This window comes from Butyricicoccus porcorum, from assembly GCF_002157465.1.
Classification (GTDB): Bacteria; Bacillota; Clostridia; order Oscillospirales; family Butyricicoccaceae; genus Butyricicoccus_A; species Butyricicoccus_A porcorum.
In genome coordinates this window covers 80,169-105,228 of sequence record NZ_NHOC01000008.1, presented here as the reverse complement: position 1 = coordinate 105,228, position 25,060 = coordinate 80,169, and the positions used below count along the sequence as shown (strand labels likewise).

The 25,060-nt window shown below is 55.3% G+C and carries 20 protein-coding genes, 1 CRISPR repeat array and 1 riboswitch; of the genes, 19 read left to right on the top strand and 1 reads right to left on the bottom strand.

The features are described 5' to 3' along the window. The 5 genes from cas7c to cas2 all read left to right on the top strand — a co-directional run bounded on the left by cas7c (position 1) and on the right by cas2 (position 5,136). A complete protein-coding gene (gene cas7c, locus CBW42_RS10110; protein ID WP_087020864.1) occupies positions 1–885 on the top strand; it encodes a type I-C CRISPR-associated protein Cas7/Csd2 in 885 nt (294 codons plus the stop codon). 65 nt (positions 886–950) lie between these two features. Next, entirely contained in the window at positions 951–3,125 is a 2,175-nt protein-coding gene (locus CBW42_RS10105; protein ID WP_087020861.1) for a CRISPR-associated helicase/endonuclease Cas3, read from the top strand. 18 nt (positions 3,126–3,143) lie between these two features. Beyond that, positions 3,144–3,809: a CRISPR-associated protein Cas4 gene (cas4, locus tag CBW42_RS10100; RefSeq protein ID WP_087020858.1), complete on the top strand. Its 666-nt coding sequence runs from the start codon at positions 3,144–3,146 to the stop codon at positions 3,807–3,809. Beyond that, positions 3,806–4,837: a type I-C CRISPR-associated endonuclease Cas1c gene (cas1c, locus tag CBW42_RS10095; RefSeq protein WP_087020855.1), complete on the top strand. Its 1,032-nt coding sequence runs from the start codon at positions 3,806–3,808 to the stop codon at positions 4,835–4,837. Before cas4 ends, cas1c begins: the two co-directional genes overlap by 4 nt. Before the next feature lie 8 nt (positions 4,838–4,845). Further along, on the top strand, positions 4,846–5,136 hold the full coding sequence (gene cas2 / locus CBW42_RS10090) for a CRISPR-associated endonuclease Cas2 (RefSeq protein WP_087020852.1): 291 nt from the start codon (positions 4,846–4,848) through the stop codon (positions 5,134–5,136). Positions 5,137–5,306: 170 nt separating this feature from the next. Continuing rightward, positions 5,307–10,652: a CRISPR direct-repeat array (repeat unit 33 nt; unit sequence GTCGCACCCCGCACGGGGTGCGTGGATTGAAAT). 308 nt (positions 10,653–10,960) lie between these two features. Here cas2 and CBW42_RS10085 read toward each other — a convergent pair. After that, positions 10,961–11,929, bottom strand: coding sequence for a DUF2971 domain-containing protein (locus CBW42_RS10085; protein ID WP_087020850.1), 969 nt, complete (start codon positions 11,927–11,929; stop codon positions 10,961–10,963). A 434-nt stretch (positions 11,930–12,363) separates the two neighbouring features. On the opposite strand from CBW42_RS10085, the gene CBW42_RS10080 reads away from it, so the two are divergent. The 14 genes from CBW42_RS10080 (at position 12,364) to hemC (ending at position 25,060) form a co-directional block, all read left to right on the top strand. Further along, on the top strand, positions 12,364–13,383 hold the full coding sequence (locus CBW42_RS10080; protein WP_165761135.1) for a 3D domain-containing protein: 1,020 nt from the start codon (positions 12,364–12,366) through the stop codon (positions 13,381–13,383). Positions 13,384–13,596: 213 nt separating this feature from the next. Next, positions 13,597–14,463 (top strand): 16S rRNA (adenine(1518)-N(6)/adenine(1519)-N(6))-dimethyltransferase RsmA, encoded by an 867-nt coding sequence (gene rsmA / locus CBW42_RS10075; RefSeq protein ID WP_087020844.1) that lies wholly within the window; start codon positions 13,597–13,599, stop codon positions 14,461–14,463. 13 nt (positions 14,464–14,476) lie between these two features. Beyond that, positions 14,477–14,662: riboswitch (cobalamin riboswitch) on the top strand. A gap of 121 nt (positions 14,663–14,783) precedes the next feature. Next, positions 14,784–15,506, top strand: coding sequence for an energy-coupling factor ABC transporter permease (locus tag CBW42_RS10070; RefSeq protein WP_087020842.1), 723 nt, complete (start codon positions 14,784–14,786; stop codon positions 15,504–15,506). A gap of 10 nt (positions 15,507–15,516) precedes the next feature. Then, positions 15,517–15,825: an energy-coupling factor ABC transporter substrate-binding protein gene (locus CBW42_RS10065; RefSeq protein WP_087020839.1), complete on the top strand. Its 309-nt coding sequence runs from the start codon at positions 15,517–15,519 to the stop codon at positions 15,823–15,825. Then, on the top strand, positions 15,822–16,604 hold the full coding sequence (cbiQ, locus tag CBW42_RS10060) for a cobalt ECF transporter T component CbiQ (RefSeq protein ID WP_242969849.1): 783 nt from the start codon (positions 15,822–15,824) through the stop codon (positions 16,602–16,604). The genes CBW42_RS10065 and cbiQ overlap by 4 nt, the downstream gene beginning before the upstream one ends. After that, positions 16,601–17,452, top strand: coding sequence for an ATP-binding cassette domain-containing protein (locus CBW42_RS10055; protein WP_087020837.1), 852 nt, complete (start codon positions 16,601–16,603; stop codon positions 17,450–17,452). The genes cbiQ and CBW42_RS10055 overlap by 4 nt, the downstream gene beginning before the upstream one ends. Before the next feature lies 1 nt (position 17,453). Further along, positions 17,454–18,605 carry a cobalt-precorrin-5B (C(1))-methyltransferase CbiD gene (gene cbiD / locus CBW42_RS10050; protein WP_087020834.1) on the top strand — a complete coding sequence of 384 codons (1,152 nt, stop codon included), beginning with the start codon at positions 17,454–17,456 and terminating at the stop codon, positions 18,603–18,605. Next, positions 18,602–19,285, top strand: a complete 684-nt coding sequence (cobI, locus tag CBW42_RS10045; RefSeq protein ID WP_087020831.1) for a precorrin-2 C(20)-methyltransferase — start codon at positions 18,602–18,604, stop codon at positions 19,283–19,285. Before cbiD ends, cobI begins: the two co-directional genes overlap by 4 nt. After that, entirely contained in the window at positions 19,282–20,037 is a 756-nt protein-coding gene (cobM, locus tag CBW42_RS10040) for a precorrin-4 C(11)-methyltransferase (RefSeq protein WP_087020828.1), read from the top strand. The genes cobI and cobM overlap by 4 nt, the downstream gene beginning before the upstream one ends. Then, a complete protein-coding gene (locus CBW42_RS10035; RefSeq protein ID WP_087020825.1) occupies positions 20,034–21,050 on the top strand; it encodes a cobalt-precorrin 5A hydrolase in 1,017 nt (338 codons plus the stop codon). The genes cobM and CBW42_RS10035 overlap by 4 nt, the downstream gene beginning before the upstream one ends. Then, positions 21,047–22,282, top strand: coding sequence for a glutamyl-tRNA reductase (gene hemA / locus CBW42_RS10030; protein WP_087020822.1), 1,236 nt, complete (start codon positions 21,047–21,049; stop codon positions 22,280–22,282). Before CBW42_RS10035 ends, hemA begins: the two co-directional genes overlap by 4 nt. After that, entirely contained in the window at positions 22,279–23,007 is a 729-nt protein-coding gene (cobJ, locus tag CBW42_RS10025) for a precorrin-3B C(17)-methyltransferase (RefSeq protein ID WP_087020819.1), read from the top strand. Before hemA ends, cobJ begins: the two co-directional genes overlap by 4 nt. Further along, positions 23,004–24,179 (top strand): precorrin-6A reductase, encoded by a 1,176-nt coding sequence (gene cobK, locus CBW42_RS10020; RefSeq protein WP_087020816.1) that lies wholly within the window; start codon positions 23,004–23,006, stop codon positions 24,177–24,179. Before cobJ ends, cobK begins: the two co-directional genes overlap by 4 nt. After that, the gene (hemC, locus tag CBW42_RS10015; protein WP_087020813.1) at positions 24,176–25,060 is read left to right on the top strand and encodes a hydroxymethylbilane synthase; all 885 of its coding nucleotides are present in this window, start codon (positions 24,176–24,178) and stop codon (positions 25,058–25,060) included. The genes cobK and hemC overlap by 4 nt, the downstream gene beginning before the upstream one ends.

Sequence of the window (25,060 nt, the reverse complement as noted above, 5' to 3'; positions counted from 1 at the left end):
ATGAGCGAGCCAATTAAAAACCGCTATGAATTTGTGATTTTATTTGATGTAGAAAACGGAAACCCAAACGGTGACCCGGATGCGGGAAATATGCCGCGCGTCGATCCGGAAACCGGACTTGGCATTGTCACGGATGTCTGCCTGAAGCGCAAAATCCGCAATTATGTGGAGGCAGTAAAGGAGGATTGTACCGGCTACCGCATTTATGTCAAGGACGGCGTGCCGCTGAACCGCAGTGATGCGGAAGCATATGCCGCTCTGGAGGTCACAGACAAAACCGTAAAGGCGAAAAAGAAGGAAGATCCGGAGCTGGATCGCAAAATCCGCGACTGGATGTGCGCCAATTTCTTTGATATTCGCACGTTCGGCGCAGTTATGACGACATTTGTCAAAGCGGCGCTCAACTGCGGACAGGTGCGCGGACCGGTACAGCTGGGTTTTGCCCGCAGCATTGACCCGATTGTCCCGCAGGAAGTCACAATTACGCGCGTTGCAATTACAACGGAAGCGGACGCCGAGAAAAAGGGAACGGAGATGGGACGCAAATATATTGTCCCGTATGGCCTTTATAAATGCGAAGGCTATGTATCCGCGAATCTGGCGCGCAAGACGACAGGTTTTTCTGAAGAGGATCTTTCCCTGCTGTGGGATGCTATTTTAAATATGTTTGAGAATGACCATTCTGCTGCGCGCGGCAAGATGGCAGTGCGGCAGCTGATTATCTTTAAGCATGATTCTGAGTTCGGCCGTGCACCGGCTCACAAGCTGTTTGACCGCGTACAGGTAGAGAAGAAAACAGAAATTCCACGCTGCTATCAGGACTATACCGTGACGGTAGACACTGCGGATCTGCCGGAAGGCGTTACCTGCGAATGCAGAGACTGAGACAAACAGATATTATTGCGCCCTCTTGACCGGAGGGCGCATTCTTTTCAGGAGGGATGATCGGGATGGAGACAAAATCGAAATGGCTGGCACATCTCGCTGTGGATGAGAAGGGGAATGTGCTGCGAGAACAGACGGTGCTGGAGCATCTGAACGGAACAGCAGAGCGCTGTGCGGCGTTCGCCGCCGCATTTGATGCGGAGGACGAAGGGCGTAAGGTAGGAATGCTGCATGATATTGGAAAATATACAGATGCCTTTCAAAAACGGCTGCAGGGTGGCGCCATAGTAGATCATGCAACGGCGGGGGCATTTGAAGCAGCAAAAACAAACGATATTCCGGCGGCATTCTGCATATCTGGACATCACGGTGGGCTGCCGGATGGCGGCGGACGAGCAGATATAGATAAATCGACGCTGCATGGCAGGCTGAACAAGGCAAAGAAAGGAATGCTGGAGCTGTATGGCGCATGGCGGGACGAGATTGCCGTATTGCCAAAGGCAGAGTTGCCGTCCTATTGTGCCCGTGACAAGCAGAAGGCAGCATTTTTTATCCGTATGCTGTATTCCTGTTTGGTCGATGCTGATTATCTGGACACCGAGCAGTTTATGCAGGGACAGGAACCGCCACGCGGCGGCGGGAGCACGATAGACGAACTGAACCAGCGGCTGGATGCATATACTTCCGGCTGGTTCCCGCCGGAGGGGGAGCTGAACACCTGCCGATGTGATATTTTGCGGCAGTGTGAACGCAGGGGTACAGAAGAAAAGCCCGGACTATTCACGCTGACTGTCCCGACAGGTGGAGGCAAGACGGTAGCTTCGCTTGCGTTTGCTCTGCGTCATGCGCGTGCAAACGGATTGCGGCGCATGATTTATGTCATTCCTTATACGTCGATTATTGAGCAGACAGCGGATGTATTCCGCAAAATTCTGGGAGAGGAAAATGTTCTGGAACATCACTCCGGCGTGCTGTTTGATATGGATGACGAAGCAAATGAAAAAAATGTGCGGCTGATGTACGCATCAGAAAACTGGGATATGCCGGTCATTGTCACGACAGCAGTACAGTTTTTTGAGTCGGTATATGCTTGTAAACCATCCCGCTGCCGCAAGCTGCATAATCTGGCACAGAGTGTGATTGTTTTTGACGAGGCACAGATGCTTCCGCTTCCATATTTGCAGCCATGTGTGTCTGCGATTTCACAGCTTGTGGCGCAGTATCATGTATCGGCTGTCTTGTGTACGGCTACACAGCCTGCACTGGAGCCGTTATTTGCACGGTTTTTGCCGGACAGACCGGCACTGGAGCTGTGTCCGGCAGGCATGTATGAAAATCCGGTTTTTCGTCGTGTTGCGTTTGAAACAGTAGGTCAGCTGACATGGGACGCACTCGCGGAACAGCTTGGACAGCACCGGCAGGTGCTCTGCATTGTCAACAGTCGAAAAAATGCGCAGCGCGTATATGAGCAAATAGATCCAGAAGGAGCATTCCATCTGTCAACGCTGATGTATCCCGCACACAGGAGGGCCGTATTAAAGGAAATCCGCAGACGGCTGGATCCGAAACATCCACAGGTGTGCCGTGTTGTATCTACATCGCTGATTGAAGCGGGCGTGGATGTGGATTTTCCGTTTGTCTATCGGGAAACAGCTGGCTTGGATTCTGTTTTGCAGGCTGCCGGACGGTGCAATCGCGAGGGCAGGCGGGCGGCAGAGGAGAGTATTGTCACAATTTTTCGTCCGGAAACAGTTCCGCCGGTATTGTTTGCCGCATCCGTGGCAGCAGGAGAGATTGCAATGGAGGAAAACGAGGACATTGCAGGAAAAGCGGCAATTGCGCAATATTTCCGTGAATGGCGCGATTTGAAGGGGGAGAAAGAACAGGATAAAAAGGAAATCCTTACACTTCTGGATACCGGAGCCTTTCCATTTCAGACAATAGCAGAGCGGTTTCATTTGATCGAAACCGATACGTGTACCATCTATATCCCGCGGGGAAAAGGACGGGAGCTAACAGAACAGCTGAAAAGTGGTGAATGGTCAGCCAACCTGTTCCGGGAATTGGGACAATACAGTGTGTCAGTGTATCAGAATCATGCACAAGCATTGTATGACGCCGGGGATATCGAACCGGTGGAACAGCTGAAGGATACGTATATGCTGACCAATCCGGACGCATATTCTGAGGAAACCGGACTGTCCATGCGGGCAGAATCCGGGCGTGCAATTTTCTTGTGAAAGAAAGGAAGCGACGTGATGGGATATCGGGAAGAGGAATATCTCATGCTCTCGGGCATACAGCATTTTATTTTTTGCAGGCGGCAGTGGGCATTGATTCATCTGGAACAGCAATGGGCCGAAAATTACCGTACTGTTGATGGAAATCTGATGCATGAACATACACATGATTCTCGCATGCGCACACGAAGAGGAGATATCCTGACGATACGGGGACTCAAAATTCATTCACAAAAACTCGGATTATCCGGTGAATGTGATGTAGTAGAATTCCATTTGAATTCAGACGGCATCCGTCTCGCGCGGACAGAGGGCCTTTGGCAGCCGTATCCGGTTGAATATAAACGAGGAGAAAGCAAATCGAATCAGGCAGATGAAGCACAGCTGTGTGCGCAGGCAATGTGTTTGGAGGAAATGCTGTGTTGCAGTATTTCAGAAGGAGCCCTGTATTATGGTCAGCTGCGCCGCAGACAGATCGTTTCTTTTACACCGCAGCTGCGGGAGCTGACAGCTGCCACAGCGGAAGAAATGCATCAGATGTACCGGAAAGGGCATACGCCGCGCGTAAAACCATCGAAATTCTGTAATGCGTGTTCACTCAAAGAGTTGTGTGTACCCAGATTGCTGCGCAAAACATCGGTTTCAGCATATCTTGAGGAAGAGATAGAGGAGGCCAGACAATGAGAAAGCTGCTGAACACGTTATATGTCATGAATGAAGAAGCATATGCGGCGTTGGACGGTGAAAATGTTGTCATTCGGGCAAAGGAAACCGAATTGGGCCGCATTCCGCTTCATCAGCTGGAAGGAATTATTCTGTTTTCTTATGTGGGAGCTTCGCCTGCCCTGATGGGGAAATGTGCGAGAGAAGGAATTGATCTTGTATTCTGTACACCGAGAGGAAGATTTCTGGCGAGAACGTGTGCGGAAATACGAGGCAATGTGTTACTGCGCAGAATGCAGTATCGGCTGGCGGATGAACCTCTGCAGAGTGCACGCATCGCCCGGTGTTTTATTTTTGGCAAACTTGCAAATGCGAGACGGGTGCTTGACCGCACTCGCCGGGATCATGCCATTCGCATTGACGAGAAAAAGTTCCAATTAGCAATGGATCAGCTGCGCGGACGAATGGAGCAGGTGATGCAAGAGACCTCGCTGGATGCGTTGCGAGGGATGGAAGGTGCTGCGGCGACCATTTATTTTGGTTTGTTTGATGATATGATATTGAGAAATAAGGAGACCTTTTATTTTCATGGCCGCAACCGCAGGCCGCCGTTGGATCGCGTTAATGCGCTGCTTTCTTTTGTTTATACACTGCTTGGAAATGATTGTACGTCTGCGCTGGAATCTGTAGGACTGGATCCATATGTCGGATTTTTGCACCGTGACCGCCCAGGAAGAACTTCACTGGCACAGGATCTTCTGGAGGAATTGAGGCCATGTATGGCAGATCGATTTGTTTTGACTCTGATCAATGATCGCATTGTCTCTCCCAAGGATTTTGAATTACAGGAGAACGGTGCAGTGCTGTTAAAGACAGAAGGTAGGAAAAAAGTTCTCGCAGAGTGGCAGGAGAAGAAAAAAGGAAAGATTACACATCCGTTCCTGAAAGAAAAGATGGAATGGGGGCTTGTGCCATATGCGCAGGCTTTGTTGTTGGCACGATATTTGCGAGATGATTTGGATGGATATCCGCCATTTTTGTGGAAGTGAGGCGTGCGATGCTTGTTTTAATTACATATGATGTCAATACAGAAGATGCAGCCGGAAGAAAACGTTTGCGTCAGATTGCAAAGCAGTGTGTGAATTATGGGCAAAGGGTACAGAATTCCGTATTTGAATGTAATATAGATGCCGCACAGTATCGTATGCTTCAGGCAAGGCTTTGCGCAATTATGGATCCTGAAAGGGATAGCCTTCGTTTTTACAATCTGGGCAACAAATATCAATCGAGGATAGAACATTTTGGTGTGAAACCAGGATATGATTCAGAGGGATTGCTCATGATTTAATGCGAACCATAAGTGGACATAAAAATAGGAATATGTTCGCACAGATTTGAGCTCATAAAATGACAGATTGGATGGTTATTTTGTGGGTTGATATGTCGGCTTCAAAAGGATATACTATTATTGTTACGAAAGAGAAGAAAAATCATACGTGATATTTGTTTTCTTTTGCTGTCGCACCCCGCACGGGGTGCGTGGATTGAAATGTTCTGTCTGCGCCGCAACGAACTGCGACCGCGATATGTCGCACCCCGCACGGGGTGCGTGGATTGAAATATGGTATCCACGATATATTTCGGGAAATTCACGAGTCGCACCCCGCACGGGGTGCGTGGATTGAAATAGCATGGCACAAACATTTGGGAGATCATGTCGAGTCGCACCCCGCACGGGGTGCGTGGATTGAAATCATACGTGCCCTGTATGCGTCATCTATGAAACGAGTCGCACCCCGCACGGGGTGCGTGGATTGAAATATCATCCGCAACAATTTTGATGGGATTGCCGATGTCGCACCCCGCACGGGGTGCGTGGATTGAAATGGCATAGCCGGCTCTGGAAAATCCGTAGACACGGGTCGCACCCCGCACGGGGTGCGTGGATTGAAATTGCGGGCGGGAGCTTCCGCCGGTGGAAGAATATGTCGCACCCCGCACGGGGTGCGTGGATTGAAATTTTGATTTCCTGTGCTGCTTGTAGCACCTTGTCGACCGTCGCACCCCGCACGGGGTGCGTGGATTGAAATAAAAAAGCTTATCAACATCTATAAAAAACGGGGTGTCGCACCCCGCACGGGGTGCGTGGATTGAAATCTTTACTGTACTTATATTATACACGCATTGCGTGTCGCACCCCGCACGGGGTGCGTGGATTGAAATACTCAGATTCCTGCGGATACCTTTAAACAGATTGGTCGCACCCCGCACGGGGTGCGTGGATTGAAATACTGTCAAAATAAGCAATTCCATCAACGAAATCAAGTCGCACCCCGCACGGGGTGCGTGGATTGAAATAGGAAAATCTGGGAATTGCAGGAACGACATCGCAGTCGCACCCCGCACGGGGTGCGTGGATTGAAATCGCTTGGAGTGGGTACTGTGCGCATCTGATACGGTCGCACCCCGCACGGGGTGCGTGGATTGAAATAATCTGTCCGGCCGCACAGCGTGAACCTTGTGGTCGTCGCACCCCGCACGGGGTGCGTGGATTGAAATACTGGCGTGGAATACTCCGGCGACCATCAGACCGGGTCGCACCCCGCACGGGGTGCGTGGATTGAAATCGCGACGTTCGCCCTGTGTATAACGCCGACAAAGTCGCACCCCGCACGGGGTGCGTGGATTGAAATAGGAAACGGCAAGTATCTGATTTACCCTGGGCCGGTCGCACCCCGCACGGGGTGCGTGGATTGAAATATCAATTTGCTGTTGAAGGAGGCGAAAGGCAATGGTCGCACCCCGCACGGGGTGCGTGGATTGAAATACACGCCTGACCGGGAAGAAGGTACGGCGCTGCAAGTCGCACCCCGCACGGGGTGCGTGGATTGAAATCTGCGCGTGCAGGATATCCGCAAGGGCGCAGCAGGCGTCGCACCCCGCACGGGGTGCGTGGATTGAAATAAACATGTGTAATAACCTCCTCACAAAACCAATCGTCGCACCCCGCACGGGGTGCGTGGATTGAAATCATGTCTGCGGCGTTCTGCAGATATTCGTCTGCCAGGTCGCACCCCGCACGGGGTGCGTGGATTGAAATTTCCAATGCTTTGATATGTGCGGTACAGTGGCGCGTCGCACCCCGCACGGGGTGCGTGGATTGAAATAACGTGAATCATACGCTTGCGTCCAATCTGTACGTCGCACCCCGCACGGGGTGCGTGGATTGAAATTGCATTCTGCATTGCGGAAACCCTGCATGTGTCGGTCGCACCCCGCACGGGGTGCGTGGATTGAAATTGCATTCTGCATTGCGGAAACCCTGCATGTGTCGGTCGCACCCCGCACGGGGTGCGTGGATTGAAATTTATCAAGGCGCTCTTTTTCTGCAAGCACACGTCGGTCGCACCCCGCACGGGGTGCGTGGATTGAAATCCATCGGCACGTTGCAGCGTTCATAGGCCATGGCGTCGCACCCCGCACGGGGTGCGTGGATTGAAATCAAGTGACCTGCTGCATTGTTGTATTTAATCATGGGTCGCACCCCGCACGGGGTGCGTGGATTGAAATGAGGTATACATCAAGGCCGGAACGGAGGAGGCAGAATAGTCGCACCCCGCACGGGGTGCGTGGATTGAAATACATCTGAAACCCAAAGGAATCAGGCAGCCCTTGTCGCACCCCGCACGGGGTGCGTGGATTGAAATCCGAAATCCGGGGGTGATTCCATTGCATATAAACGTCGCACCCCGCACGGGGTGCGTGGATTGAAATTATGATTCAGTTTTCCGATTTTGATTTTGTCAGCGTCGCACCCCGCACGGGGTGCGTGGATTGAAATTCCGGTGTCAGCTTTGGCGGTGCCATCCGGCACCGTCGCACCCCGCACGGGGTGCGTGGATTGAAATCCGTCCTTTCTGTCCATCCGCGCCCCGCAGTGCGGTCGCACCCCGCACGGGGTGCGTGGATTGAAATTGTCGTGATACAATTTCAAAGCTCGAAAAAATTGGTCGCACCCCGCACGGGGTGCGTGGATTGAAATAACATCAATCAGCAGCGCCTCGACCAGCAGCTGCGTCGCACCCCGCACGGGGTGCGTGGATTGAAATTAACAAAAAGCGGCGCAAGAGCAATTCGGGATTTGTCGCACCCCGCACGGGGTGCGTGGATTGAAATGGTATGTTACGGATTTTGCTACTGCGCAACTCCGGTCGCACCCCGCACGGGGTGCGTGGATTGAAATGAGAAGTTTTAGAAGCTGACTGGAATGTTGACCGTCGCACCCCGCACGGGGTGCGTGGATTGAAATCGTGACCCCTACCACGAACAATGACTGGATGCGCGTCGCACCCCGCACGGGGTGCGTGGATTGAAATAATCTTGAACTCGTTTTTATTTTTCGACAGCGTGGTCGCACCCCGCACGGGGTGCGTGGATTGAAATTCAAAGTCCTACAACAACAGCCCGTGGCAGACCAAGTCGCACCCCGCACGGGGTGCGTGGATTGAAATCTCAGGTAGTTTCTCTATCACCGGAATCCACTGCGTCGCACCCCGCACGGGGTGCGTGGATTGAAATTATGCGATCTGTGTAAGTATCAACCTGCAGATGATGTCGCACCCCGCACGGGGTGCGTGGATTGAAATAGGTACGTGGAAAACAACCTGCCAATGCGCGGAGTCGCACCCCGCACGGGGTGCGTGGATTGAAATTTCTTGATTGAGATAAAAAATATGCTGCTTCCACGTCGCACCCCGCACGGGGTGCGTGGATTGAAATTTGCGCTGCATTGCATCCGCACGCTGGATCGCCGTCGCACCCCGCACGGGGTGCGTGGATTGAAATATCACTCACGAACACAAGGATCACAGCCATGCAGCGTCGCACCCCGCACGGGGTGCGTGGATTGAAATAGGCTTGCGGTCTTTTCCTTGTGGAACGGGCAGATGTCGCACCCCGCACGGGGTGCGTGGATTGAAATCTTGATTTTAACACAACATCGGCAGGAAATCAAGGTCGCACCCCGCACGGGGTGCGTGGATTGAAATCAGATTGGTGACGAACGATGTATTAACCGCCGCGGTCGCACCCCGCACGGGGTGCGTGGATTGAAATTACTAAATCACATAGATGGAACCTGCCATCATGTCGCACCCCGCACGGGGTGCGTGGATTGAAATTCCAGTTATCCCACCCCATTCGTTTGTACGGCAAAGTCGCACCCCGCACGGGGTGCGTGGATTGAAATAGATGATTTGGAGCATAATCCAAATTGCGCGTATGTCGCACCCCGCACGGGGTGCGTGGATTGAAATCCAAAATAGATCGTACTCATTGCCAAAATTTCTCGTCGCACCCCGCACGGGGTGCGTGGATTGAAATGCTTCCAACGTGTTAGCAACCCCTGCGGCGCAGGGTCGCACCCCGCACGGGGTGCGTGGATTGAAATCATCAGCTTCCATTTGGTTTAATACAGCCCGTGTAGTCGCACCCCGCACGGGGTGCGTGGATTGAAATAACTCAAACGCGTATTTTCACGATCAATTTTCTGTCGCACCCCGCACGGGGTGCGTGGATTGAAATGTCATAAATAACAGTTTTCACGGAATGATAAGTATTGTCGCACCCCGCACGGGGTGCGTGGATTGAAATCGAATTTTATTTGTATTGTATCCTGCATTTTTCAGGTCGCACCCCGCACGGGGTGCGTGGATTGAAATCTGCATGGTCATATGGTGTGTGGTATGGCAAATGGTCGCACCCCGCACGGGGTGCGTGGATTGAAATCATCCTCTGTCACTCCAAAAGAACAAATCCCAATCGTCGCACCCCGCACGGGGTGCGTGGATTGAAATAAGGTACATTCGTCAGATAACCTACATTGGCACGTCGCACCCCGCACGGGGTGCGTGGATTGAAATTCTGGAGGCATTTGATTTTATATGTAATGTGTTGCGTCGCACCCCGCACGGGGTGCGTGGATTGAAATTATCCATACCCGATCGGAGGGGAACATGGGAAGAGTCGCACCCCGCACGGGGTGCGTGGATTGAAATCTTGGCATATCCCCACTTAAACATGGTTGCGAAATGTCGCACCCCGCACGGGGTGCGTGGATTGAAATTTTAAATACACGATATCCTGCCAGCCATGGCAAGGTCGCACCCCGCACGGGGTGCGTGGATTGAAATAAACATCTAAAATATATGTATCTCTGATGCACTCCGGTCGCACCCCGCACGGGGTGCGTGGATTGAAATACTCTCGTTACTTGCAACACTTATGTGCTGATACGTCGCACCCCGCACGGGGTGCGTGGATTGAAATAGTTACCCAAAAACATCCCTATTCAAGCCAACAAAGTCGCACCCCGCACGGGGTGCGTGGATTGAAATCGGTGGTTTCTGGCAGCTTACGGACGGAAGCAAGTCGCACCCCGCACGGGGTGCGTGGATTGAAATAGCACAAACTACCCGAAAATAAGTCAAATAATAGCGTCGCACCCCGCACGGGGTGCGTGGATTGAAATCGGAAAGCGGACATTTAAGTGTTTCAGCAGCGGAGTCGCACCCCGCACGGGGTGCGTGGATTGAAATCACACTGTCCTATGGCTATATCCAGTTGAAAACCCGTCGCACCCCGCACGGGGTGCGTGGATTGAAATACCCGCAGATTACTTGTTCGCAGGGACTTGCCGGTCGCACCCCGCACGGGGTGCGTGGATTGAAATAAGTTTGCTAGAAATGGAACTTTTCACCGAATCCAGTCGCACCCCGCACGGGGTGCGTGGATTGAAATGACGAACATACATTAGGGTTTATTGATTCCGTTGTCGCACCCCGCACGGGGTGCGTGGATTCAGAAAATTTCTACAAACTATGAATATTTTAGGGGATGAGCTGGGGCTGTTGAAGCGCAGTAGGGACAGAACAGAGAATATGATCTTGTTCTGTATCATTGTGCGGCACGCATGTATTAATCACAACTTACCTGTTGTGATTCAACGTGTCAATAAAAAATACAATATGATTTAGATATTATCTGGAAACAGAGAAAATGACAAATCATGCACAAAGATGAAGGTGGATTTTCGACTTTTCAGATGCGCCTTTGTTCTGATAAAAACAGCAAAAGACCTTCGGCCTGCGGGCAGAAGGTCTTTTTTACACCTGTTATCGATAGGATACATCTGACAGGTAAATATTTGCCATATCAATTGGAATGCCGCTGCGTTCGAGGAACAGCTTGACCGTTTCGCGGTCGAGTGGACATTTGGGACCGATGGTGATGCTCTGGATAAACGGACCGCAGGGCGGATCGAACAGAACATCACGGTATGGAACCAGATTATTTTGCCGCAGGCGATAGCCAAGTGGCTGCATGCGGAAATTGTCCAATTCCTGCTCGACCATCTGGGCGGACAGCAGCTGCTGGAAACGCGCTTCATCAAAGGTTTCGGTTTCATACGGCGGTGCGGGCAGTTCGGGATAATATACACAACGCCATTCTGCTTCTTCGGAAAAAGCGCTTGACTTGAAAAACGGCAGGGCGGGATACATCATGCGAACCAGCTCGGCAGCTGCTGCTTCCACAGAGGTGCGCAGCGGCAGCCAGCGCATATAGATGCAGAACAGCCGCATACAGGTCGCTTCAATCTCTTTGGTTGAATATTTGATGCTGTGGAACAGCAGACCGGAAGGAAGGGAACAGCTTCCCTTTAATATAAGGTAGCGTTCCGCACGGCGGAACGCTTCACGGAATTCCGTACCGGACGCAACACCGATACACACACCATAACCGTTGTCACCATAGCCGCGCCATTGGCTGAGCAGGTCACGTCGAGAGGAAAAGCAGGCAGCGAGAATCATTGTGTTGTAATCGTGGAACTGGCGCTTCATTTCCGCCAGCAGGGCAGAGGCAAGCTCGGGCTGCTCGGCACAGGGATACGCTGGATTGCTGAGGTTATTTTCGATGTGCTGAAGGCACTGGCGAATGGCCCATTTTTTCTCCATGAAGTCGTTGCTCTTCTCGATGTCGGACAGGCGAAGTGTGTGATTGGATATAATATGAAAAAAGGTTTCGACCGTACAATAGTGATAAACAACATTGGGCAGCTTGGTGTGCCGCAGGATGGTTTTCATAGCGCGGGGCTCCTTTCACATGACGAAAATCAGGTCAATTCTATTGTACACCGAACAGAGAAAAATCCAAAGGGATAACAGGAAGAAAATAGGGAGAATTTTATCATGAATATAAAAAAGTTAAAAATGTGATGAAATTTTCAAAAAAAAGGCCTTTTGCAACTGTAATAGAGAATGTGGAAAATAGTAACAAAAAATTGTGAACTATCACGGCAAAATGTGAATGAATTGTAAACAGTGGCGAAAAAGTTCGCGATTTCCTTGACTTTATGCATTTTATGCGCTACAATTCACATAAATTAAAGCGTGTTACCGATTTGTAATCTGTTTGCATTTTAACTGTAATCTTTGACCGCTGTTCAACGGTGATGTTCCGGGACGGCGGCACCGCATACGCGCAGGTTTTCGTGTGCGGATCTGGCGAAAGGAGTTTTATGAACCTGTTCACATCGATGAAGGTCTTTCATCATGAGTTTGCAAAAGTACATCTGAAGCGCCGTGCTGTCCCGCTGGCAGCGCTCGTTCTGACGACAAGTATGACCGTTCCGGTTCTGGCGGCAGGCGTTGATATTTATGAAATCACCGACGGCACGACTACAGAACGTGTCAGCCTGTATCAGGAGGATGCAGAGAGTGCACTGGCACATTCGTCGTTCGGCGACGGAGACTATGCGATTGTCTCGGTCTATGACAATGGCGATGATGTATTTAGCGTAACGGTTAAGGAAAAATACGACGTCACAGTTGTGGCGGACGGAAAGACGGTTTCCTGCCACACGGGCGACGCACAGGTCTCTGCTGTGCTGCGTCAGGCAGGCATTGAACTGGGTGAGAACGATCTGGTCAGCCCGTCGCTCGATACGAAGATCACCGAGCCGACGCAGATTACTGTGACCCGTGTCACCAAGAAACAGAAGACAGAAACACAGGCAGTTCCGTTTACCACGGAGACTCGTTCGACCGGCGAGCTGTATACCGGCGAGAGCCGTGTGGCACAGCAGGGCGTCAACGGCGTGAAGGAAATCACGTTGGAGTACACCTACCATGACGGCGTACAGGTTTCCTGTGCACAGGTCGGTGAGAAGGTTGTCACTGAGCCGGTCACCAAGATTGTTGAAAACGGCACCAAACAGCCGGCGGTAGCCACTACAGGCGGCACGGTTGCCTATTCCCGTGTCCTGACTGTGGAAGCAACGGCATACAGCGGCGGTGGTGTGACCGCCAGCGGTACCCGCGCACGTGTCGGTGCCATCGCAGTTGACCCGCGCGTCATCCCGCTGGGATCGAAGCTGTATATCACTTCGGCGGATGGCAAGTCCTGGGTTTACGGCTATGCCGTTGCGGAGGACACCGGAGGTGCCATCAAGGGCAACCGCATTGACCTCTACTTCAATTCGGAGTCGCAGTGCAACAGCTTTGGCCGCCAGACGGCAAAGGTTTATATTCTGAACTGAATCATGTGAGACATTTCCTGATCCGGCAGCGTACAGCGCTGCCGGATTTTTGATTTCTTATGAACTTGTTTTGAAATCTTGCTGTCCTGCTGTGAGCATTCCGAAGGTGATTGCGAAGAACAGAAAAACAGTGTATAATGCTAAGCGATCACAGACTTTCCTGAAAGGGAAAACAAATAGAACCAATGATATGAAATTTAATGGAGAATCTGAATGGATCTTTGTAATATAGATGATATCCGCGCGGTACTCGGCAGGCACGGATTCCGCTTTTCCAAGTCGCTGGGTCAGAACTTCCTGACGGCGGCGTGGGTTCCTGCACGCATTGCGGACAGCTGTGGCGTAGATCAAACCGGCTGTGCGTTGGAGATCGGCCCGGGTATGGGCTGCCTGACCGAACAGCTGTCACAGCGCGCAGGTAAAGTCTGCGCCATTGAGCTGGATCGCGCATTGTTTCCGGTGCTTGAGGAAACACTTGCGCACTGCGATAACATTGAAATCGTACAGGGCGATGTGCTGAAGTGTGATCTTGCAGCAATCTGTCGCGAAAAGTTCGGTGATGCGCCGGTATATGCCTGCGCCAACCTGCCGTATTATATCACCACGCCGGCGATTTCCGCACTTTTGGCATCCAAGTCGTTCCAGGCAATCACTGTCATGGTGCAGAAGGAGGTTGCGGAGCGCATCTGTGCTCCGGCAGGCACCGCTGCCTACAGTGCCTTTTCCATTTATATTGATTACTATGCCGACGCGGAAATCCTGTTTGATGTTCCGCGCAACTGCTTTGTGCCGCAGCCGAAGGTCGATTCCGCTGTTGTACGCCTGACACCGCGCAGTACACCGCCTGTACCGGTGTGCGATGAAAAGCTGTTTTTCTCGCTGGTCAAGGCGGCGTTCGGACAGCGACGCAAGACGCTTGCCAATGCGCTTTCCTCCGTACTCGGCGGCTCGCTGGGTAAGGAAGGGATTGTGCAGCTCATTACCGACTGCGGCTTTGACGCGCGCGTGCGCGGTGAAAAGCTCAGCCTTGCGGATTATGCCGCGCTGACCGAACTGGCACACCAGCGTCTGGACAAATAAAAAAGAAGCAGTATCTTTTTGATACAGAACAGGCCGCAGCTTTGCGCTAAGAGAGAAGCCGGGTGAGAATCCCGCGCAGTCCCGCTGCCGTATTGCGTGAGGATGCCGGTAAGACGTCACTGGGGGACAGGTTCCCCTGGGAAGGCACCGGTATCCGATGACCCTGAGCCGGAAGACCTGCCTGTTTTGTAAATATAATATCACTCTCTACGGAGCATAGAGGAGGTATATCGATGCGTCACCGCCAATGGTCTCATTTCTGGAAAGATTCCTGACATATGCGTTCAGAGAAAACCAATTGACAGAAATGAGGAAATGAAATGAAACGAAGTGAAAAAATCTTTACGCTGACCTGCATGGCAGCCGGGCTGCTCGGCGTGAGCGCCTCTGCGATGCACATCATGGAAGGCTATCTGCCGAAGGGCTGGGCAGCTCTCTGGTTTGTGGTCTGCCTGCCGTTTGTCGTGATCGGTTTCCGCCGTATCTCGAAGTATGTGCAGGAAAATCCCAGGAATCTGACGCTGCTCGCATTGTGCGGTGCGTTTGCATTTGTCCTGTCCGCACTGAAAATTCCATCTGTGACCGGTTCCTGCTCGCATCCGACAGGTGTCGGCCTCAGTGCAATCCTGTTTGGACCCACGACCACCGCGGTTTTGGGTCTGATTGTGCTGCTCTTTCAGGCGCTGCTGCTGGCACACGGCGGCCTGACGACATTGGGCGCCAATGTGTTTTCGATGGCAATTGTCGGCCCGGTCTGCTCGTGGGCGATTTACCGTGGACTGAAAAAGACCGGATGCCCAAAAGCAGCTGCGATTTTCTGTGCGGCTTTCGCGGGCGACCTGCTGACCTATGTCACAACATCGGTTGAGCTGGGACTGGCATATCCGGGCGCGTCCCTTGCGGGCGCAGTGCTCAAGTTTATGGGTATCTTTGCCGTCACACAGCTTCCGCTTGCGGTTGCAGAGGGCCTGTTGACAGTGGTCGTGTTCAACGTGCTGGAAAAATACAGCAGCCGCGAGCTGACCGATCTCGGTGTGCTGTGAGGAGGACAACATGAAACAGACAATCTGGAAAAAGAATCTTGTCCTGCTGCTGCTTGTTGTCGCCATTGTGGTCATTCCACTGGTATTTATCCAGGGAGAATACGGCGGCAGCGATGACCAGGCGACCGACGCGATTGCAGAGCAGAACCCGGACTATGAGCCGTGGTTTTCCTCGCTGTATGAGCCGCCGTCCGGGGAAATTGAATCGCTGCTGTTCTGCGTACAGACGGCAATCGGTGCAGGTGTGGCAGGCTTTGTTCTCGGTCGCCTGACCGCAAAAAAACCGCAGGACGAAAAGAAGGAGTCGGACAAAAAATGATAGGAACCGACCGGTATGCATATGCGTCACGGCTGGCGCATGTGTCGCCGCAGTCCAAGCTGCTGGTGATGGCGGTGACCACCGTACTGTGTTTGTGCCTGGACTGCATTTCGGTCAGCGTGGTCACCATTCTGGCAATGGGGGCGGCGACCGTGTGTCTGGGCGGCGTGCGCCTGCGTGAATTCCGCCGCATGCTGCTCGTTCCGGCGGGCTTTATGATACTCGCCACACTCACGATTTTCATCGGACGGTATGACCCGGGAACAGAGATGCTGGTGGGCATTTCACTCGGAACGCATGGATACGGCGTGACGGCGGCTTCGGCCGTACAGGGCATTTCCATCTGTCTGCGTGCGCTGGGTGTTGTTGCGAGCATGTATTTCCTTGCGATGAATACGCCGATGACCGATATCACGGGTGTGCTGCGGCAGCTGCATGTACCTGAGCTGCTGGTCGAGCTGATGGAGCTGATTTACCGCTTTATTTTTGTCTTATATGAGACCATGCACCGCATTCACACCGCACAGACGTCGCGGCTGGGTTATGACGGGCTGGTTAATGTATACCATTCTACCGGGACACTGGCGGCAATGCTGTTCGTGCGCGCGTGGCAGAAATCCGACCGCGTTTATGCGGCACTGGAGTCGCGCGGCGGCGGGCAGTCGGTGCGCACGCTGGCAGAGGAATATGAAAGCGGACGTGCGGTGTATCTGATGTGCGCCGCGGCGGCAGCACTCCAGTTTGCCGCATTCTGCATGGAAAGGGGGCTGGCGGCATGACACAGCCGATACTGGAAACGCGTCATCTGCGCTATCGGTATGAGCACAGCGAAAGCTGGGCGCTGGATGATGTCTGCTTCCGTGCGCCGAAGGGAAAGATTACCGGATTGATCGGGCCAAACGGTGCGGGCAAATCCACACTGTTTCTCAATTTGAACGGTGTGCTGACACCGACAGAGGGCGAGGTGCTGCTGGACGGCGAGAAGGTCAGCTATACGCGGGCTGGGCTGCGCGAAATGCGCCGCCGTGTTGGTATTGTCTTTCAGGACCCGGATGACCAGCTGTTTTCTGCGGATGTGTACCGCGATATCTCCTTTGGTGCGGTCAATCTCGGTCTGCCGCAGGACGAGGTTCGGCGGCGTGTTGAGGACGCGATGCAGCGCACCGGTGTGTATGAGCTGCGGCAGCGGCCCACACATGCGCTGAGCTATGGGCAGAAAAAGCGTGTGGCCATTGCGGGCGTGCTTGTCATGCAGCCGGATGTGATTGTGCTCGACGAGCCGACAGCGGGTCTCGATCCCAAGGGCGTGTCGGATATTATGAAGCTGCTGTGCGATATGCGTGACCAGATGGGGATAACGATTATCGCGGCGACACATGATATTGACATCGTACCTCTGTATTGTGACTATGCCTATCTGCTCAAGGAGGGCAGGCTGCTGATGGACGGCACACCGGACGAAATTTTTGCGCGGCCGGATATCCTGCGTGAGAACAACCTGCGTCTGCCGCGCATTGCGCATCTGATGGAGATTCTGTCCGACCGCGACGGCATTCCGGTCGACCGGTCGGCGGCGACCATCGGGCGGGCGCGCCGGGAGCTGCTGCGCCTGCTGGAGGAGAAATAACATGAACCGGTATGTAGTCAAAAACCAGAAAAAGCTCGCGCTGGGCTACACAACCGGGAGCTGTGCAGCGGCGGCGGCGAAAGCCGCAGCCATAGCTTTGCTGACTGGGAATCCGGTGCGGCAGGTACAGCTGATGACACCGAAGGGCATTGAGCTGCTGCTGGATGTAGAGGATATGACGCGCACGCCGGACTGCGTGCGCTGTGCAGTGCGCAAGGATGCGGGCGATGACCCCGACATCACGCACGGCATGCTGGTGTATGCCGCTGTGTGCAACATTCCGCACGGCATTGACATCGACGGCGGCAAAGGAGTCGGGCGCGTGACGCGACCCGGACTGGCGCAGCCGGTCGGCACGGCGGCGATCAATCCCGGCCCGCGCCGGCAGATTGCGCGGGCGCTGGAGGAGACCGCGGCGGAATATGGCTATACCGGCGGGTTTTCTGTCGAAATTTCCATCCCACATGGGGAAGAGACTGCCGCGCGCACGTTTAACCCCAATCTGGGTATTGTCGGCGGGTTGTCCGTGCTCGGCACAAGCGGTATTGTCGAGCCGATGAGCGAACAGGCACTGATTGACACGATACATCTGGATATTGACGCGCGGTATGCCGCGGGTGAGCGCACGCTGCTGCTGTGCCCGGGCAATTATGGCGAGGATTTTGCGCGTGACACGCTGGGGCTGGATATAACACGCGGCGTGAAATGCTCCAACTTCATCGGCGAGGCATTGGACTATGCGGTGTACCGCGGCTTTTGCGGTGTACTGCTCGTCGGGCATGCGGGCAAGCTCATCAAGCTGGCGGCGGGCGTGTTTCAGACGCATTCCGCGTATGCCGATGCCAGACAGGAAATATTCGCGTCACATGCGGCACTGTGCGGCGCAGCGGTGGAGACTGTGCGCGCGCTGATGGACGCGGTGACGGTGGATGCCTGTCTCGAGATTTTACAGCGGGAAAAACTGGACCGGCAGGTGCTGGATTCCATTTCACATAAAATACTGGCACATCTGACACATCGGACGTCGACGAAAGCCGGCAGGCCGTTTGCGGTGGAATATGTCATCTTTACTAATACATACGGCGTACTGATGCAGACAGTCGGTGCGGCTGCATGCATCGAGGCGCGCCGGGAACAGGAGAACAGGCAATGAAGCAGGGCGTATTATACGGTGTGGGTGTCGGCCCGGGGGATCCGGAGCTGATGACCGTCAAGGCGGTGCGCATCATCCGGGAGGCGGATGTGGTTGCTGTCCCTGATGGGCAGACTGCACAGAATATTGCGGCGGACTATTTGGAGGGGAAGGAAATCCTTCCCTGTTCGATGCCGATGCTGCGCGACAAGGCACTGCTCGCGCAGAAGCATGACGAGGCGGCAGAGCGTATCTGTGCCCTGCTCGAACAGGGGAAGACAGTGGCGTTCCTGACACTGGGCGATCCGTCTGTGTATTCGACCTATATGTACGTGCATCGGCGTGTGCTGGCGCGCGGCTATGAGGCACAACTCGTTCCGGGTGTGCCGTCATTCTGTGCGGTTGCGGCGCGGCTGGGCGATTCGCTGTGCGAGGGCGCAGAGCCGCTGATGATTGTCCCTGCGTCGTATAGAAATGCCGATGCCTGCCTGGATTTTCCCGGCAACAAGGTATTCATGAAAGCGGGCAGGTCGATGGGTGACCTGCGGGACAAGCTGCGTGCACGCGGGGACAGCGCACAGATGGTGGAAAACTGCGGCATGCAGAACGAGCGGGTGTTCCGCTCGCTGGACGAAATTGATCCGGACGCGGGGTACTTTTCCGTGGTACTGGTCAGACATGGAAAGGATAAACAGATATGATTCATTTTGTCGGAGCAGGCCCCGGAGCGGAGGATCTGATTACCGTGCGCGGTGAAACTTTGCTGAAGCGGGCAGATGTGGTAGTATATGCCGGTTCGCTGGTCAACCCGGCGCATCTGGCGCGCACGAAAGCGGGCTGTGACATCCATGACAGCGCGTCGATGACGCTGGAGCAGGTTATGGACGTCATGATTCCCGCGGCAAAAGCGGGCAAAACGGTTGTCCGCCTGCATACGGGTGATCCATCGATTTATGGTGCCATTCGCGAGCAGATGGACTGGCTGGATGCCCAGGGCATCGACTATGAGGTGTGTCCGGGTGTCTCATCATTCTGCGGCGCGGCAGCGGCATTGCGCGCGGAATATACCCTGCCGGATGTCAGCCAGACGGTGATTCTCAGCCGCATGGCGGGGCGCACACCGGTACCGGAGCGCGAATCCATTCGTTCGCTCGCGGCGCACGGCAGCACAATGGTATTGTTCCTGTCGTCCGGTATGCTCGGAAAGCTGTCTGCGGAGCTGATTGCGGGCGGTTATGCGCCGGAAACCCCGGCGGCGATTGTATACAAAGCGACCTGGCCGGATGAAAAAGTTATCCGCACAACGGTCGCAGGACTGGAGCAGGCGGCGAAGGAAAACGGCATCACCAAAACGGCATTGATTACGGTCGGCGGTTTTCTGGGCGACAGCTATGAGCGCTCGAAGCTGTACGACCCGTCGTTTACGCATGGCTGCCGCGAGGCGAGCCGGTGAACATCAGCATTATTTCTTTTACCGGTCGCGGGCACGCGCTCAGCGCGCGCATTGCCGCGTGCATGCCGGAGGACTGCGTGACGCAGTACGCGAAAGCGGAGGGCTTTGCGGCGTATGACTCAGTGCGTGCGTTCGCCGCGCGCGCAATGGCGGAGGACAGCGCAGTGATTTTTGTCGGTGCGGCCGGCATTGCAGTGCGCGCCGTTGCGCCGTTTGTGCGCGGCAAGGATGTCGATCCGGCAGTGCTCGTCGTAGATGAAAACGGACGGTTTGTGATCCCTGTGTTGTCGGGTCACATCGGCGGTGCGAACCAGCTGGCGGAACAGCTGGCGGAACAGCTGCACGCAATTCCGGTCATCACGACAGCGACCGACGGACGCGGACGATTCGCCGCAGACAGCTGGGCGGTGCAGCATGGCTGTGTTGTCGCCGATATCCGCTGCATTAAGTACATTTCCGGCGCGCTGCTGCGCGGCGATTCGGTCGGCCTGCGCAGTGAGTTCCCGATTTCCGGCGCATTGCCGGAGGGTATTACGGCGGAGGGACAGCCGGAAAACGGCATTCTGATTTCAATTTATGAGCGGGCGGAACGTCCGTTTGCGCATACCCTGTGGCTCGTGCCGCGTATCGTGCATGTCGGCGTGGGCTGCCGGAGAGACCTGCCGCCGGATCAATTAAACGCCCGGGTGGAGGAGCTTCTGGGACAGCTGGGCATTGCGCGTCAGGCAGTGGCGTCGGTTGCATCGATTGACCTGAAGGCGGATGAACCGGCTGTGTGCGAGCTGGCACGCGCATGGAATGTGCCTGCGCAGTTTTATACGGCGGCGGAGCTGGACGAAGTGCCGGGGGAATTCCCACCGTCGGCATTTGTCAGAGAGACAACGGGAACAGACAATGTCTGTCAGCGCGCGGCGGCGCGCGCCTCGAAAAACGGACGCTGCCTGCTGGGCAAGACTGCGGGCGGCGGCACGACGGTTTCTGTGTATTGTGAGGACTGGAGGACGGAGTTTTGAGTATTTGCATGGCGGGGATCGACTGGAAAAGCGCCAATATGGACAAGCGCGAAGCGTTTTCGTTCACAGGCAGCCAGGTCGCACGGCTATGCCGCGTGATCCGGCAGATGAACGGCGTGGACGGCTGTGTGCTGCTGGCGACCTGCAACCGGACAGAATTGTACCTGAGCGGAGCGGATCTTTTGGCTCCGGCGCGCGTTTTGTGCCGTGCCGCAGGCGCGCAGGGGGAGGAAAGCCTGTTCACGGTGCGGTATGGCGACGATGCGGCGCGCCACCTGATGCGCGTCGCGTGCGGCCTGTGCTCACAGATTCTGGGAGAGGATCAGATCGTATCGCAGGTCAAGCGCGCCTATCAGATTGCCCATGAAGCGGACTGTTCGGATGCGGAGCTGAGCCAGCTGTTCCGGCTTGCGGCAACGGCAGGCAAGCGCAGCCGCACACAGGTGCGCCTGTCCGCTGCACCGCTGTCGGTTGCGGGACAGGCGGTTGCGCTGATGGAACAGGCGGCGGGTGATCTGCACGGCAGGCGCGCGCTTGTCATCGGCAACGGCGAGATGGGACGGCTGGCATCCAGCCTGCTCGTTGCGCGCGGCTGTGACGTGACAGTGACACTGCGTTCCTACCACCATGGTCAAACGATTGTCCCGGCGGGCTGTCAAACGATTGCCTACGGCGACCGCATGCAGCGCGCGGCGGATTGCGATATTCTTCTCAGCGCGACAACCAGCCCGCATTATACCGTTGCATTGGACGATATGAAGCAGCTTGCGCAGGTGCCGTCCATCGTCTGCGATCTGTCCATGCCGCGCGATATTGAGCCCGCAGTGCGGGAGTTGGACGATGTCGCGGTCTTTTTGGATATGGACAGCATGGGCGGGCGCGATGTGCATGTGGATGCAGACGACCGTCGGCAGGTGGAACGAATCATTGATGAGGAAATGGCGGAATTTGCGCGCTGGCGCTCGTACCGCGAGGCGCTGCCGCTGATTGATGAGCTGTGCGGGCTGGCGGCGGAGCGCGTCGCCACCGGATATGATTTTGCCGTGCTCTCGGACGGGGAGGACGGGAAAACCACAGAAAAAATGGAGAACGCCGCCAGACTGGCGGCACAGAAAACCGCACGGTTGCTGCTGAGCGGCTTACAGGGTGAATTGGGCGACGGCGCGCTGGAAACGTGCCGGGAGGCCATTTTACGCAAGGCACCGCAGCTGCGGGACGGGAGGACAGGATGAAACTTTATGTCATCGGCATTGGGCCGGGCGGCGCGGATCAGATGACGCCGCGCGCGCGTGCCGCTATCGAAGCGAGTGATATCATCGCGGGCTACACCACATATATTGATCTGGTGCGCCCGCTGATCGAAGGCAAAGAAATTTTACAGACCCCAATGAAGCAGGAAATTGACCGCTGCACGCGCGCGCGTGACGCAGCGCTGACCGGAAAGACGGTCGCCATGATCTGTTCGGGCGATGCGGGCGTATATGGCATGGCGGGGCTGATGCACGAGGTCTGTGCGGATCATCCGGACATCGACATTGAAGTCGTGCCGGGCATCACGGCGGCGTGTGCCGGTGCAGCGGTACTCGGCGCGCCGCTCGTGCATGATTTTGCGGTCATCAGCCTGAGCGATCTGCTTACGCCGTGGGAGAAAATTGAAAAGCGGCTGGATTTTGCATCTCAGGCGGATTTCTGCATCTGTCTGTACAATCCGTCCAGCAAAAAGCGCGCGGATTATCTGCAAAAAGCGTGTGACATTATGCTGAAGAGCAGGCTGCCGGACACCCCCTGCGGTTATGTGCAGAACATCGGGCGCGCGGGCGAGTGCGGCACGGTCTGCACGCTGGCACAGCTGCGCGATACGTCGGTCGATATGTTTACGACGGTCTTTATCGGCAACAGCCAGACGCGTGTGATCGGTGGAAAGCTGGTCACGCCGCGCGGATATGAAACCAAATGAAAACAGTGATTTTTTCCGGGACGAGCGAAGGGCGAACCCTGTGTGAACAGCTGTCCCGCGCGGGACAGGAGGCGGTTGCCTGTGTCGCAACGGAATATGGAAAACAGGTTATGCCGGCGCTGCCGGGCATCCGCGTGCACACCGGGCGCATGGACGCTGCACAGATGGCGGATTTTCTGCGCGGTGTGGAGACAGCCGTCGATGCCACACATCCCTATGCCGTAGAGGTCAGCCAAAATATCCGGCAGGCGTGTCAGCAGGCCGGGTGCCGGTATCTGCGCCTGCTGCGCCCGAAGACGCACGTCGAAGGCGCCGTGCATGTGCCGGACGCACGTGCGGCGGCAGACTATCTTGCGCAGACGGAAGGCGCCGTGCTGCTGACAGTCGGCAGCAAGGAACTGCACTGCTTTACCGCTGTGCCGGACTATGCAGAGCGGCTGTGGCCGCGTGTGCTGCCCGCCGAAGCGTCGATGCAGATTTGCAAAACACTCGGTTTTCCGGCGGCGCATCTCATCCTGATGCAAGGCCCGTTTTCGGAAGAGCTGAACTGTGCGCTGATTCACATGAGCGGTGCGAAATGGCTCGTGACCAAGGATACAGGTGAGGCGGGCGGATTGCCGGAAAAGCTGGCGGCTGCAAAAAAATGCGGCTGCCGGGTGATCCTGATCGACCGTCCACAGGAGGACGGCCTGACGCCGGAGCAGGTGCGGCAGCTTCTGCTGCCGGAACCGCCGATGCGTTTTCCGTTGTTTGTCGATCTGACCGGGCGCAGGTGTCTGGTTGTCGGCTGCGGCAAAATTGGCGCGCACCGCGCGGAAGTTCTGCTGCGCTATGGCGCAGAGGTTATTGTCGTTGCACCGGAGGGCGAAGCGCCTGCGGGTGCGGTGCACCATCGCCGCGCATTTGAACCGAACGATCTGGACGGCGTTTTTCTGGTGACAGCGGCGACAGACCGCCGGGACATCAATCACGAAATTTACACGCTGTGTGTACAGCGCAATGTATTTGTCAGCACCGCGGACAACCGGGAGGAATGTACGTTTTTCTTTCCGGCAGTGCGCACGGGTGCGAATCTGTCGGTCGGGCTGGTGTCCGACGGCAGTGACCATAAAAAGACGGCGCGGGCAGCCCGCGCCATTGGGCAGGTTTTGAAGGAGGAGTCGCGGACATGAACAGAGTAATCCGAGTCGGAAGCCGCGAATCCCGGCTGGCGGTGATTCAGAGTGATATGGTGATGGATGCCATCCGCGAAGCAGAGCCCGCCATTTCCACCGAACTGGTGACGATGAAAACCACAGGCGATCGAATTCTCGACCGCACACTGGACAAAGTAGGCGGCAAGGGTCTGTTTGTCAAAGAACTGGACCGCGCCTTGCTCGCAGGCGAGGTTGATCTGACCGTGCATTCGATGAAGGATTTGCCGGCCGAACTCGACCCGCGTCTGCCGCTCGTTGCGGTCTCGCGGCGCGAGACACCGTATGACGTTCTGGTATTGCCGGAGGGGTGTCAGGAATGGGACAAATCCAGACCGGTCGGCTGTGCGTCCGCACGGCGCACGATTCAGTTACAGGCGCTGTATCCGGAGCTGGAGATTCGCCCGGTGCGCGGCAACATTCAGACGCGGCTGCGCAAGCTGGACAGCGGCGAATACGGCGCGCTGGTGCTTGCACAGGCAGGGCTGCATCGCCTCGGGCTGGACAGCCGCATTCACCGCGTTTTTTCGCCGGAGGAACTGATTCCGTCTGCCTGCCAGGGCATTCTGGCGGTGCAGGCGCGGGAGGGCTTTGATACTGCCTGCCTGCGCACCTTTCACGATGCGGATGCATTCGCCTGTGCGATGGCGGAGCGCGCGTTTATCCGCGCGCTGGACGGCGGCTGTTCGTCGCCGGTGGCGGCGTTTGCCCGCCTGACCGATGCGGATACGATGCAGCTGACCGGCCTGTATGTCTCGGATGACCGCACACGTACCCGCGTCGAAACGATAAGCTGTCCGCGTGCCGACGGCGCAGACTGTGCCGCAGAGCTGGCAAAGCGGATGAAACGGGAGGGATGA

Excerpts from the sequence above, each read along its gene's own strand:
- cas1c (WP_087020855.1), top strand. The coding sequence starts at position 3,806 with ATGAGAAAGCTGCTGAACACGTTATATGTCATGAATGAAGAAGCATAT.
- cas2 (WP_087020852.1), top strand. The coding sequence starts at position 4,846 with ATGCTTGTTTTAATTACATATGATGTCAATACAGAAGATGCAGCCGGA.
- CBW42_RS10070 (WP_087020842.1), top strand. The coding sequence starts at position 14,784 with ATGAAACGAAGTGAAAAAATCTTTACGCTGACCTGCATGGCAGCCGGG.
- cas4 (WP_087020858.1), top strand. The coding sequence starts at position 3,144 with ATGGGATATCGGGAAGAGGAATATCTCATGCTCTCGGGCATACAGCAT.
- cas7c (WP_087020864.1), top strand. The coding sequence starts at position 1 with ATGAGCGAGCCAATTAAAAACCGCTATGAATTTGTGATTTTATTTGAT.
- cobM (WP_087020828.1), top strand. The coding sequence starts at position 19,282 with ATGATTCATTTTGTCGGAGCAGGCCCCGGAGCGGAGGATCTGATTACC.
- cobI (WP_087020831.1), top strand. The coding sequence starts at position 18,602 with ATGAAGCAGGGCGTATTATACGGTGTGGGTGTCGGCCCGGGGGATCCG.
- cbiD (WP_087020834.1), top strand. The coding sequence starts at position 17,454 with ATGAACCGGTATGTAGTCAAAAACCAGAAAAAGCTCGCGCTGGGCTAC.
- rsmA (WP_087020844.1), top strand. The coding sequence starts at position 13,597 with ATGGATCTTTGTAATATAGATGATATCCGCGCGGTACTCGGCAGGCAC.
- CBW42_RS10055 (WP_087020837.1), top strand. The coding sequence starts at position 16,601 with ATGACACAGCCGATACTGGAAACGCGTCATCTGCGCTATCGGTATGAG.
- CBW42_RS10105 (WP_087020861.1), top strand. The coding sequence starts at position 951 with ATGGAGACAAAATCGAAATGGCTGGCACATCTCGCTGTGGATGAGAAG.
- cbiQ (WP_242969849.1), top strand. The coding sequence starts at position 15,822 with ATGATAGGAACCGACCGGTATGCATATGCGTCACGGCTGGCGCATGTG.
- CBW42_RS10085 (WP_087020850.1), bottom strand. The coding sequence starts at position 11,929 with ATGAAAACCATCCTGCGGCACACCAAGCTGCCCAATGTTGTTTATCAC.
- cobJ (WP_087020819.1), top strand. The coding sequence starts at position 22,279 with ATGAAACTTTATGTCATCGGCATTGGGCCGGGCGGCGCGGATCAGATG.
- CBW42_RS10065 (WP_087020839.1), top strand. The coding sequence starts at position 15,517 with ATGAAACAGACAATCTGGAAAAAGAATCTTGTCCTGCTGCTGCTTGTT.
- cobK (WP_087020816.1), top strand. The coding sequence starts at position 23,004 with ATGAAAACAGTGATTTTTTCCGGGACGAGCGAAGGGCGAACCCTGTGT.
- hemC (WP_087020813.1), top strand. The coding sequence starts at position 24,176 with ATGAACAGAGTAATCCGAGTCGGAAGCCGCGAATCCCGGCTGGCGGTG.
- CBW42_RS10080 (WP_165761135.1), top strand. The coding sequence starts at position 12,364 with ATGAACCTGTTCACATCGATGAAGGTCTTTCATCATGAGTTTGCAAAA.